8 protein-coding genes are annotated in these 13,044 nt (G+C 40.1%); 4 read left to right on the top strand and 4 right to left on the bottom strand.

What is annotated here, in order from left to right; translation table 11 throughout:
• Window positions 1–393: 393 nt before the first annotated feature.
• Entirely contained in the window at window positions 394–1,143 is a 750-nt protein-coding gene (locus Q0791_RS08395) for a DUF445 domain-containing protein (protein WP_299004763.1), read from the bottom strand.
• A gap of 129 nt (window positions 1,144–1,272) precedes the next feature.
• Here Q0791_RS08395 and Q0791_RS08390 point away from each other — a divergent pair, with 129 nt between their 5' ends.
• Together Q0791_RS08390 and Q0791_RS08385 are read left to right on the top strand one after the other, a co-directional pair.
• Window positions 1,273–4,323: a DUF748 domain-containing protein gene (locus Q0791_RS08390; RefSeq protein WP_299004760.1), complete on the top strand. Its 3,051-nt coding sequence runs from the start codon at window positions 1,273–1,275 to the stop codon at window positions 4,321–4,323.
• A gap of 153 nt (window positions 4,324–4,476) precedes the next feature.
• Window positions 4,477–4,833, top strand: a complete 357-nt coding sequence (locus Q0791_RS08385; RefSeq protein WP_299004757.1) for a glutathione S-transferase N-terminal domain-containing protein — start codon at window positions 4,477–4,479, stop codon at window positions 4,831–4,833.
• A gap of 96 nt (window positions 4,834–4,929) precedes the next feature.
• Here Q0791_RS08385 and nagZ read toward each other — a convergent pair whose 3' ends face one another.
• A complete protein-coding gene (gene nagZ, locus Q0791_RS08380; RefSeq protein ID WP_299004754.1) occupies window positions 4,930–5,943 on the bottom strand; it encodes a beta-N-acetylhexosaminidase in 1,014 nt (337 codons plus the stop codon).
• Window positions 5,944–6,203: 260 nt separating this feature from the next.
• On the opposite strand from nagZ, the gene Q0791_RS08375 reads away from it, so the two are divergent.
• Window positions 6,204–7,580: an L-serine ammonia-lyase gene (locus Q0791_RS08375; RefSeq protein WP_299004752.1), complete on the top strand. Its 1,377-nt coding sequence runs from the start codon at window positions 6,204–6,206 to the stop codon at window positions 7,578–7,580.
• A gap of 77 nt (window positions 7,581–7,657) precedes the next feature.
• Here the strand turns inward: Q0791_RS08375 and cysB are convergent, their stop codons facing one another.
• Window positions 7,658–8,632, bottom strand: a complete 975-nt coding sequence (gene cysB / locus Q0791_RS08370) for an HTH-type transcriptional regulator CysB (protein WP_299004750.1) — start codon at window positions 8,630–8,632, stop codon at window positions 7,658–7,660.
• A 226-nt stretch (window positions 8,633–8,858) separates the two neighbouring features.
• Here cysB and Q0791_RS08365 point away from each other — a divergent pair, with 226 nt between their 5' ends.
• A complete protein-coding gene (locus Q0791_RS08365) occupies window positions 8,859–9,626 on the top strand; it encodes a hypothetical protein (RefSeq protein WP_299004747.1) in 768 nt (255 codons plus the stop codon).
• A gap of 397 nt (window positions 9,627–10,023) precedes the next feature.
• Here Q0791_RS08365 and Q0791_RS08360 read toward each other — a convergent pair whose 3' ends face one another.
• A complete protein-coding gene (locus Q0791_RS08360; RefSeq protein ID WP_299004744.1) occupies window positions 10,024–12,915 on the bottom strand; it encodes a TonB-dependent receptor in 2,892 nt (963 codons plus the stop codon).
• Between the last annotated feature and the right edge of the window lie 129 nt (window positions 12,916–13,044).

Here is a 13,044-nt window from a genome sequence, read left to right as displayed (position 1 = left end):
AACAACTCGCGCTTAACACTTTAAAGTTTATCAATTGGCTGTTGGAGCTCTTTCCCCATTATCGCAAGGAACCTTAGTGATAACTTCTGAAATAACAGTATTTAAGGCACATTCATAACCGAAGCGAGCCGACTTTGACACAATAAAGGCCAAACAACTCGCGCTTAACACTTTAAAGTTTATCGATTGGCTGTTGGATCTTTGTTCCCCATTATCACAAGAAACCTTAGTGATAACCTCTGAAATAACAGTATTCAAGGCACATTCATAACCAAAGCGAGCCGACTTTGACACAATAAAGACTCTGACACAATAAAGGCCAAACAACTCGCTCTTAACACTTTAAAGTTTATCGATTGGCTGTTGGATCTATTGTCCAATGACCAGCTAATGTCACACAGGTAAAATAGCCGCCACTAAACCAATTAAGCCTCCAAACACTCCTCCCCAAACGACTAGCCAACCTAAGTGTGTTTTAATCATATCTTGAATAATTTGCTTAACCAGTTGTGGAGTCAACTCATCCAAACGCTGTTTCACAATATCTTCAATTTGCCCCTGAAGCTCCTCTGACATGTGACTTTTAGAAAGCTGAGCTTGCAATACTTTATGAAAATCATCACTTTGGGCAATATCGGATAAAGCTGATTTCATTTTCTCTATGAATGGGGCCTTTAAAGGCATAATCGCTTCACTTCCTCCCATCATGGCCAACATGCCACCCAATTGAGAATTTTCAACCGTTGTGACTAATCCATCAAAAGCGGGACTTAAATCCACTTGTTCAATAACAGGCGCTAGATTCAAAGGAGCCGTATGCTCAGCTTGCCCAGAAATAAAACGTTCAATATTCTCACTGGTAAAGAATTGCTTCATCATTAAGTGCGATATTCCCGCTTTAAATTCTTCAAAACGAGAAGGAACCACTCCCGAACCATAAAGTCCTGGGATCTTTTCAAACAGCATGTGAATGGCTAACCAGTTTGTCACAGCCCCTGACAAGGCGAACAATCCAATGGATAAAATAATAGGCTGAGGCAATAAATAACCCACTATGACCAATACTGCCGCGATAAGGTTAGTCGTTAAACTTTTATTCAATCTTTGTCTCCAGAAAATAGCATCAAAACCTAATATCGGCATATATTACCAATGTCGCGGTTAAATGAGCAATCACTTACTCCTTCACATGCGTGTTCAATAATCCACTTCTATAATGGTAAAGGATTTAAGACAAGCTCAATGCTTCGCCAAATGTTCTTCGAGGAAAAAATGCCAGCAAGAATACCAAGTTACAAAAATAGACTTCAACGCCTTTTAAAACACAAAATCTTTTATTATTGCCTCTTGATTGTCAGCTTGCTGTATATACTGCTGTTAATATCCATAGGCTTTATCCTGCCACAGCTAGTGAAGCAATATGCGCCAGAATCTATTGAATCTTGGTTGCATCGCCCCGTACAACTATTCGATATGACGATTAATCCAATTAATTGGCATGTGACAATAAAAGGTTTTTCAATACAAGAAAAAAATGGTGATAGCTTTTTTAAATTTAACCAGTTAGATTTTACTTTTCAATTTTGGCAATCTCTTTTCAACCAAGCAATAACCTGCTCAAACGTACGCTTAAGTCAGCCCGTTATCCACATTACTCGTTTATCCGATCCTTCAAAGCTCACTTTTAATTTCTCAGATATTCTGCAACGCCTATCAACAAAAGAGCCTACAGAAGATGAAACATCGAAAAATCAAAATAAAGACCAACAAAATTCACCTGCTTTTATCGCCAATCACATTCGTATTCACAATGCTCAAGCGTATTTGATTAATACTGTCAACAATCGTCAACTTCAGTATCGTGATATTAACCTTTCTCTAAATAGTCTCAATACACAAATCAAAATTAAAGATGGCAATCCAGAAAGATATAATACCTATGAAATCAGCCTAGTGGGAGAAGAAGGTGGAGAAATAGCCACACACGGACGATTACAATTATTCCCCTTTGATCTCAAAGGCCAAATAACACTTAACAAGCTTTCTCTCCCCGTATTGTGGAAAATCGTTGCCGACGAATTTCCCGCACAATTACAACAAGGTCAACTCAATGGTTTCGCCGACTATCACCTTCTAACCGCCCATCGCCAACAAGGCAAGCAGCTATCCCCTTTTATTGATATCTTTCTAAAAAATGCAAAAATCAGTCTCCATAACCTCACCCTATCTCATCAAAATACCCCTTTTTTGTCATTCCCTTTAATGGCACTTGAAGGTATTGATGCAAATCTCAGTGGTCGAACACTCAATGCTAATAAGTTTTTAACTCAAGGGCTTAATCTCAATGCAAAAATTAACCCACAAGGTATAGATATCATTAGTTTCATCACCCCTAATGAAAACGCAGCACCATCGAAAAATAATCATCCTCTCCCATCAAGCACGCCTTGGTTATTTTCATTAAATGAAACACACATTAAACAAGCTAACCTCAATGTGACGGAATCTATTTTCGCAACGCCGCAATTATGGCAATTATCCGATATTGATTTCATAACGGGTCCAATCGACTCAACTTTCAGCCAGCCAATGAATTACTCAACAAGGTTTTCAATTAATCAACAGGGAGAATTTAACGCCGAAGGCACCATTGATTTATCCCGTTTATCCAATGCCTCAAATATTAAACTGACTCAATTATCCCTTGCTCCATTCAAACCTTATTTAGCACAATATCTCAACCTGACGAATATCGCTGGAAATCTTGAATTACAAGGAAAAGTCACAGTGAATGAAACACAGCAAGCAGCATTTAAAGGTCAAGTCCAAATTCAAGATTTTACGCTTAATACTTCAAAACAAGATCCTTTGCTCTTCTGGCAAAACCTTTCTTTCCTTAATATTGACCTGAAACAAGAAGACAATAGCATCTCTATTGACTCAATCGACATTCAACAAGCGAAAATTAATATCATTAAAGCCAAAAGTGGGCAATTCAATATTGAGTCAGTAATAAAACCCTCTTCAATTAAGAGGCAAACTTCTTCCGTTTTGGCTGTAAAGAATCATGCCCATCACAAAGGGATAAAATCAGCGGCTGATCCCAATCAACAGACAAAGCCACTTAATGTTAAAGTTAATCAAGTTAACATCCATGACAGCAGCCATCATTTTGAAGATAGAAGCCTCTCCTCCCTCTTTAATAGCAGCCTAAATAAAATCAATGGCACAATAAAGCACATAGATTCCAATCAAAAAACCATGATCCCCTTTGCTTTTTCGGCTAACCTTGGTCTTCATACTCCTCTGACAATAAAAGGACAAATTAATCCATTTTTACCTCAACCTAAGACTGAGTTTGAATTAAATGTTCAACAATTTCATCTTCCACCTCTCTCTCCCTATGTGAGTCATTTAACGGGTTATGACATGGCTCAAGGCCTAATGTCCATCCAATCAAAATACCATATTCAAGAACAAGCATTAACGGGAAAAAATCATATTATCATTGAACAAGTCAGCGTAAATGATAACACTAATGTTGAACCTGAAACCTCATTACCCCTTCCACTCGCCATTGCGTTACTGGAAGATAATCAAGGGGTCATTACATTGGATTTACCTCTTACTGGCAATTTAAACGCCCCTGAGTTTAATATTGGTACCATACTCAGCACTGCTTTTATTCAATTAATCACAAAAACCATTAGTGCGCCTTTTACCTTGCTTTCCTCACTTCTGGCTACCGATGATGTGCTCAATACCCTGCATTTCGATGCAGCAAGTCATCAGCTCAATAGTGAACACACACAAATACTGTCCCAGCTAGCTAAAGGGTTAAGACAAAGACCAAAGCTCACTATCTCGATAGCCCATACCGATACGCAATTGCGTGATAAAAAGGCTATTGCTATTGAACAACTTCATGGGAAAATAGCAAACATAGCCAATATAAACCGACAAAATATTGATCTTAGATTAATGGATTCATATGCAAATCAGCCTGAACTGGCTCAAGCTCTCACTCAACTCTATGAAAAAGAGACCAACCAAAAAGCAATAATACTGTCACCCGATAAGCAAGATAAAAGTAAAATGCCTAAACAAGCCCAACAAGAATGGTACCAAGCACTTTATGATAGGCTCATTGACATACAGCCTGTTTCATTAACAAGTCTCACATCATTAACAGAATCTAGGCTAAAAAACATTCATGATTACTTAGTCAATCAAGGACAAATCAAAGCCAATAGGATCCACCTTTCTAATGAGTTCAACAAGGCTTCCACCACCCCCATCACAGTGAACATTTTAGTGAAATGAAGTATTCAAACTTTTTGACACGCATTATCCCAAGTTCAGGTTAAACAGCGCCAAAACAAAAATAATCACAATACACAAAATAACGGCAAGGCTTTTATCCTAGCGAGCCTTAAGTTAAACTCTCATCGATTTTCATTACACTTAAGGATCATCATGTTCATTATTCGTTGGCTGTTAGGCCGTATTATCTTGCTGTTGAACTTTATTTTTACGCCTAAAAAACGTCAACGTTCAGTAGAAGAACAGCAAAAAGTGGATGCCATTACACAAAACTTCACCTTATTTGAATATAAAGCTTGTCCATTTTGTGTCAAAGTCAGACGCGCTGCTCGCCGACAAGGATTAAACTTAAGCACCCTTGATGCCAAGCAGCCTGAGCACAAGCAAACACTGCTCAATGAAGGTGGAAAAGTACAAGTCCCTTGTTTAAGAATTGAAGAAGAAAACCAGGTACGCTGGATGTATGAATCGTCAGCCATTATTGAATACTTAACTACTCGCTGTGGCTAATTTTTTTCATTCACTGCACTGAATAAAAAATGGATCAGACATCTTGAAATTTCATGGGTATCACAGCCTGCTTGTCTGATCCTATTGATACTCAGCTCACAGGCATCGCTGAGCGATCGCCTTTGCCGCCTTCCAGCGCTGCTCATTCTCCAAGCTCACCATCACTTGTGGTTTACAGGCCAGTAAACGACTAGGATGATGTGTTGAATTAACGTCCGCAATAGGCCACTGAAAATGGGTGAGAATATCTTCAACCCCTTGAGGATCATTACAAACTAAAATCATATTACACCCAGCTTCCAATGCCGCTTTTGCCCGTTGACAATAATCCCCCGCAACGCTTGCCCCTTTCATGCCTAAATCATCAGAAAATATCACGCCATCAAAACCTAATTTGTTGCGTAATATGGTTTTAAGCCAATAGGATGAAAAACCAGCAGGATCAGCAGACACCTTAGGGTAAATAACATGAGCAGGCATGATCCCTTGCAAACGTTTTTGACGAATCAAGCTTTTAAAAGGCAGCAAATCAAGCTTCTCAATACTCGCTTCTTCCCGCTCATCAACCGGCTTTGCAATATGAGAATCCGCTGCAACACTGCCATGACCGGGAAAATGTTTTCCAACCGCCGCCATCCCAGCTTGCGCCATTCCTAAAACAAACTGTTCAGCCAATATAGCCACCTCTTGAGGCTTCTTGCTAAAACTCCTCAGCCCAATCACTTCGCTCACACCATTAACATCCAAAACAGGTGCAAAACTTAAATCGATATCACAAGCTAATAATTCTATCGCCATCAAAAAACCTAGCTCTCGCGCCCAGTCTTTTGCCAATGCCATATTCCCCTCAGCCGCCAATAGAATATTTCCCATCGCGGGTATGTTAGTGAAGCCGTCTCGAAAACGCTGCACTCTGCCACCTTCATGGTCAACCGCGATTAATAATTCTGGGCGAAGCTGTCTGAGTGATTGCACCAATGCGATCAATTGACATCGATCAGCAAAATTACGACTAAATAGGATCACCCCTCCCACTTTTGGGTTCATCACTTGCTCAGACTCAATAGCGGACAGTTGAGTTGACATTAAATCTAACATTAAATAACTCACGAAGGCTCCAAAGGATTGTCATTGATTGATATTAAAGTTTCTGGCTGCTCATTAATAACATATTCTTATGCTGAGGTTAAGCCTATTCATAGTTAGTCTAAGCCATGATGCAACAAAGATATCAGCCCTTTATCATTACTTTTGCTAATATCAAAAAAATGGCAATAGAAAATATAATGATTAGCTTAAGTACAAAATGTGGGATACTTTTCCCACGAGTACAAAATACAACAAATAGTACAACAATAAGGTATGTTAGAATGATCAGTGTATTTGATATGTTCAAAATTGGTATTGGGCCATCAAGCTCCCATACTGTCGGTCCAATGAAAGCGGGCAATATTTTTATTAATACACTCATCAATCGTGATCTTATTGAAAAAACAGATGAATTAAGAGCAGAGTTATTTGGTTCATTATCACAAACAGGTAAAGGCCACGGTACAGATAAAGCCGTTATTTTAGGTCTAATGAGTGAAGCACCAGATACCGTTGATACTGATAGCGTGCCTGCTATTTTAAAAACAGTATTTAATACTGAGTCTCTTTTACTCACCACAGGTAAAAAAGTCGCATTTACCCGTGAACACGGCATTACCTTCCATCGCACGAAAACCTTAGAAGCTCACGCCAATGCCATGACCTTACATGCCTATGGGCAAGGACAATGTCTTTACTCACGGACTTATTACTCTGTAGGTGGCGGCTTCATTCTTGATGAAGAAGAAATCAAAGCCCAAGATGCTTCCCCTGCCGCACCCATCAAATCGGCTCCATTTGATTTTAATTCTGCCTCTCAATTACTGGATTTATGCACCGAGCATGGCTTAAGTATCTCATCACTGATGATGCAAAATGAGCTCAGTATTCGCGCTGAAAAAGACATTCAACAACAGCTATGGCATATTTGGCAAACCATGAAACATTGCGTTGAACGGGGCTATCAAAAAGAAGGCATTTTACCCGGAGGCTTAAAACTTCGACGGCGAGCCCCGTCGATGTATCGCCGCTTAAAAGCCGAAGGTAAACATACCACAGATCCGTTAACGGCTCTTGATTGGGTCGATCTCTTTGCTTTATCGGTAAATGAGCAAAATGCCGCAGGGGATCGTGTTGTGACCGCTCCAACCAATGGCGCAGCTGGGATCATTCCCGCCGTCTTATGTTACTACGATACCTTTGTCGAATCAGTGGATTTGGATATTTGTTGCCGATATTTGCTCACCGCGGCAGCCATCGGCATTTTGTATAAAAAAAATGCCTCCATTTCTGGTGCAGAAGTCGGCTGTCAAGGTGAAGTGGGGGTTGCTTGTTCTATGGCAGCTGCCGCGTTAACTGAAATCATGGGCGGCACCGTTGAGCATGTAGAAAATGCGGCTGAAATCGGTATGGAACATAATCTTGGGCTCACCTGCGATCCTGTAGGCGGACTGGTACAAGTCCCTTGTATTGAACGCAATGCAATGGGAGCAGTTAAAGCCATCAACGCCTCAAGAATGGCACTGAGAGGCGATGGTAACCACAAAGTGACATTAGATAAAGTCATTAAAACCATGATGGACACAGGCCGAGATATGCGCAGCAAATATAAAGAAACAGCCAAAGGCGGCTTAGCGGTAAATATCGTGGAGTGTTAGTAACTCATTTATTTACAAAAAAGCACCAACATATTGTTGGTGCTTTTATCTTTGTGTAATCTTTGATAAAAGCCTGTTTACCTCACAGGTAACTCCATATTAGCGAACATGGCCTCAATTTGTTGTGGATCTCTGAGTGCAACCGCTTTCTCTATCATATCTCTGGTCAAATGAGGGGCAAAATGCTCAATAAACTCATACATATAAGTTCTTAAAAAGTTACCTTTTCTAAACCCTATTTTAGTCGTACTATGAGCAAATAAATGGCTTGCATCGATCGCCACTAAATCTTGATCCATATCCTCATCAATGGCCATAGAGGCTATCACACCAACGCCCAAACCTAATCGCACATAGGTCTTTAACACATCGGCGCTGGTTGCACTAAACACGACTCTTGGCTCTAAGCCTGCACGATTAAAAGATTTTTCTATTTCAGATGCTCGGTCAAAGCCAAAAACATAGGTCACAAGCGGAAACTTACCTAAATCTTCAATACTAATTTGGCTGCGAGCCGCTAAAGGGTGATCCCGCGTCACGACAATTGAGCGATTCCAATGATAACAAGGCAACATGATCAAGTCAGAATATAAATGCATGGCTTCGGTGGCAATGGCAAAATCGGCATCACCACGGGCGGCTAGTTCACTGATCTGCGAAGGTGTGCCTTGATGCATATGCAAATTCACTTTCGGATAACGCTTAATAAAGCCTCTAATAATATGCGGCAGCGCATATCTGGCTTGAGTATCCGTTGTGGCAATGTTTAATTCACCTTGATCTGGCTTAGTATACTCTTCCGCAACCTTTTTAATGCTCTCAACTTTACCCAAAATGTCGTTCGCAATAGCGATAACTTGAGAGCCTGCTGGAGTGACATGGGTTAAATGTTTGCCACTTCGTCCAAAAATTTGAATACCTAATTCATCTTCCAGCATACGAACCTGCTTACTAATACCAGGCTGTGACGTATACAAATTCTCCGCAGTAGCAGAAACATTCAGGTTATGATTTACAACTTCTGCAATATATCTAAGTTGCTGCAGTTTCATCTTTTTTCCTTCAATTCGCTCGTCATACACAGCCAGAACAGCTGGCTCAATTGGCATTTAATTATATTAATTGGTTATAGTCTACCGAGATAATTAAATCAAATAGGAATATATCACAGAGAGGAATAATTACACCTAAGATAAACACAATATCCTGAGTTGATTGCTACCTTAGCGTATTGATATGTAGTAATATTGATATAATTGTTATTGAATGGGTTATTTTATGATATTTACTTTAGTGTTGCTCCTCATTGGAGCACTGCTTTTATTAGTGATCGGCATCAATGTCATACAACAACATAAAGCAAAAATTGACGCTGAAAAACGCAACGAGCTGGCTCGCCAGCGGGCTATCATAGATGAAACCGATGAAGTCTTGTCCAATATAGATCTAATACCTAGCTCTTCTCATATGTTACTTATCTTGTATCTCCGTGTTCAAAAAGCCCTTGAAATGGCGAAAAGTTTAGCCCCTAAAACCCACACAGAATATGAACGACGTTTATTGGATTTGACCCAACAAATTCAAACCTTACAAAATGCACCTAGCCCTTTTCCGCCCATAGAAGAATTTCAATTACCCGAACAAGATAAACAGGTATTAGTACTAGTACAAATGCTTAAAAAAATGAAAGCAATACTGAAATCTGAATATCATAAAGGTAAAGTGGATCCACAACTGTTTACATTGGAAGAAAACCACATTGACAGTTTACAATTACGGATCAATGTCGATGCTATGCTATCAAGAGCAAAAGCCGCTTATTACATCAAGCAATTCGGCTCTGCCAAGCAAATGATCACTAAAGCTTTATCCACCTTACACACCATAAAAGCGCAAACGCCTAATGATCCTTTTATCATTCAAAAAGTCGATGAAGCCAAGAGCATGTTAAAAGACATTATGGGTGAACAAGTCACTAACCCAACAAAAACCACTCAAGAAGCAGCCGATATCGACGTGTTATTTCAACCAAAGAAAAAATGGTAACAGCAGCTCTTCCAACACGTAAAACTTAAACGCTCACACAATAAACGGCTTAACGAGTGAGCGTTTAACGCTTTTTTGATCGCTTGAGTAAAGCCATCCTCATAAAACCACACATCCAAACGACAGTCGCCCTCATGACTCCAGCATTAACCAATGACCTCATGCTCTAACATTAAAGAGATGAGTCAATATCATGCTTATAGTGATGTGAATAAACCGATCCACAAAAACATTCATATTATTCATTGGTTTCAGGCTGAGTTTATATATCAATCAATATATTTATTTTCATTACTTTATACATTAAAAATAAAACACCGAACATTGTCATGTTCGGTGTTTTATATTGCTTTATTCCATTGAAGAATACATGGCCATACAGCTCATTATTCCATACTTAGAATACGACTGTTCCCCCTAAGTAAATATAGCGTCCCAATGCATCGTAAGTCCCTGAGAAGGTATTACCGTTACTAATTCCTGAAGGCGCTACGACCATAGTTTGTGGCGATTCATCAAAAATATTATTGACACCTAACTGGAAGTTAAGGTTTTCAAGTGCCTGCCAACTGCCCGATAAGTCGAAGTAGTTAACCGCTTTAAAAGTCATAGGATCATCACTATTCCCTTCTTCGTCGGCATCACCAATATAACGCCAGCGACCAGTAAGATTGACATCCCAAGGCGTCGCCCAAGTCGCCGTCGCTAAGTGGCGCCATCTAGGTTTAGGCGCTTCACAAGTGCTGCGATCCCATTTACCCGCACACTCAATGGTTTCACTACCGCTAAAACTTTGAATCTTATATGAATCTAAATACGTCCCCACTAAATTGAAACGCACGTCTCCCATATTAGTTTCAAGCAAATAGTTAATATCGGTATCGACTCCTCGAGTGCTCAAATTTCCCGTATTGACTTGTAATGATCTCACATACCCACTACTAGACGTACTGCCAATCCAGAGATCACCTCTATCTGTATTACGCTGAATTTGTTGACAAAAATCACTAGTTGCATCCCCACTTGCTATACACTCTTCGACAATGACAACGGGAGATATTTCATCAATCGCATCATCCACACTAATATCAAAATAATCAAAAGCAATAGAGAAGTTATCAATAAAATCAGGGGTGAATACTAGACCAATAGAAACAGTATCTGAACTTTCAGGATCGAGATCTGGATTACCACCACCGTATTGATTATATTGACCGGCAGGACTCGCTAATATATTACCATATTGAGTTGAAGTCACACCTGTTAGTGTACAATCAGCCAAAGACGATGTCGGCGTAGTCCCTGAACAAGGATCATCATCCCAGTCAAACAATTGTAATCCTTGCGAATCATATAACTCCCCTAAATTAGGCGAACGCACCGCATGTTGTAAACTTGAGCGAATGCGCATTTGATCATTTAATTTCCAGTTCAGGCCTAACTTATAGGTATTAGTTTGATTGTCGGTAGAGTAATCTGAAAAACGATACGCACCTTCAAAGACTAGCTCTTCGGCCAAAAATTTATCCTCTAAAATAGGCAGGTTCACCTCAATAAAATAATCCATCACATGATAACTGCCTTGGGTTGCAGTAGATGGCCCCCCTTGACCTGCACCATCACCACTCTGGTAACCAGAATCAGGAGAATAAGTTAAACTTTCATCCCGAAACTCCATACCTAATGCTAGGCCTAAACCAGTAGTGGCTGTTGGTAATACCCAGCCCGCATTCGTCATATCCCCAAAGGCACTGGCACTGATTTGCACATTTTCAGTTTCCCCCGTGGCATATAATGGCAGTACTAGATAATCAATTGCTTCTTGCGTTACTCCACCCGTAGAGAAGATATCCCAAGGGACACAATCTGGATCGCTGCCGTCAACCACAGACTGACAAACCACACTGCCATCGGTATCTGTGACCACATCCAATGAACGTGCAATACGCGTATTAGACATATCATTAAGGTAAGTATTTTGATATACCACATTGCCATAATTGGCAAAGGCATCATAGGACCATTCATCATTAATTTCACCGCGAACGCCTAATACGCCGCGATAGGTGGTATGTCTGATATCATTTTGTCTTGGGCCCCCTTCAACATTACGTCGCCCAATAATGAGTTCTGCATCCCCATTTTCATCTGGTGAACTACACACTGTATCGTATTGCTGGGTTGATAGTAATGGATTGTCACAGTTAATGGTGTCTGTATTAAAGAAGTTACCCGAAGGCGCAATTTGCGCCACAGTATGATCATCCATCATACTCACTTCGGCATAGACTTCAGCATGCTCATTGATTTCATAAAAACCTGTCGCACCCAATAACTTATTCTCATCCGGTCGCTGATAATAGTTCAATGGCCCAAAATTATAAGTTTGTGTATTGCCTGTAAATGACGTGCCTTCAACGGTATAAGCATTATCACCTTGAAGAAAAGTCCCCGTTGCAGACGTCCCCGAGCCTCGACATGTTTTATCGCTTGCGGTTCCCCCAAGTGAGCACCCACTATAATCACGCGCCCCATTTAATAAGGCATCCACTTTACGGTAAACCGCATACATAGTGACATTACCGTGACCATCATCGAAACTGGAACCTAAACGCATGGAGAAATTATTGGTATCACCGTCTGTCACATTACCACTTTCAACATCGTAACCAGAGCTTGTTACCAAATTTTGCATATAAGTATTATCATTATCATGCTGATAAAAGCTGTATTGATAATCGAATTCAAACCCTTCAAAGTCTTTCTTTAAAATAAAGTTGACAATACCGGCTACGGCATCGGCACCATAAGTCGCTGAGGATCCACCAGTTAGCACATCCACACGTTCAATCATATTCATCGGAATATTATTTAAATCGGCAGCAGAAGAACCATTAACCGTTCCTGCCGGTAATCGGCGACCATTGACTAACACTAAGGTTCTGTCTTCCCCTAAGCCACGTAAGTCAACGGTTGCAGTTCCCGATGAGCCATTTGCCACCGTTGAGTTTTGCGCCGCAACCACTTGTGGCATTTCATTTAAAAAATCTTCAACACGCGTAATACCCGTCGCTTTGATTTCAGCCGCACTAATGGCTAAAACAGGACTAGTAGAAATATTATTCGCTCGTACAATGCGAGATCCTGTCACCGAAATGCGTTCAACTGGATCAACACTTTCTTCTTCTGTTACAGCGGATGCGAAAGGCAAAGCCAATGCACTGGCCGTGGCTCCCCCAATTAGAGCAAACTTAATAGATTGCGTTATTATTTTTTTACGATACATCATTTATCTCCATGATTTTTATTTATTATTTTCCATAATTATCTACAACAATTACTTCATTTAAGCTTATTTATAAATGCAAAAACACAGCAATTAGATAAATGCATAAAAGCCCAAAAAACACAAAAGAGA

This window comes from uncultured Shewanella sp. (genome assembly GCF_947495455.1).
Lineage (GTDB): Bacteria > Pseudomonadota > Gammaproteobacteria > Enterobacterales > Shewanellaceae > Shewanella.
Note: the sequence above shows the minus strand (reverse complement) of the source record. Positions and strands in the feature narration are given on the sequence as shown.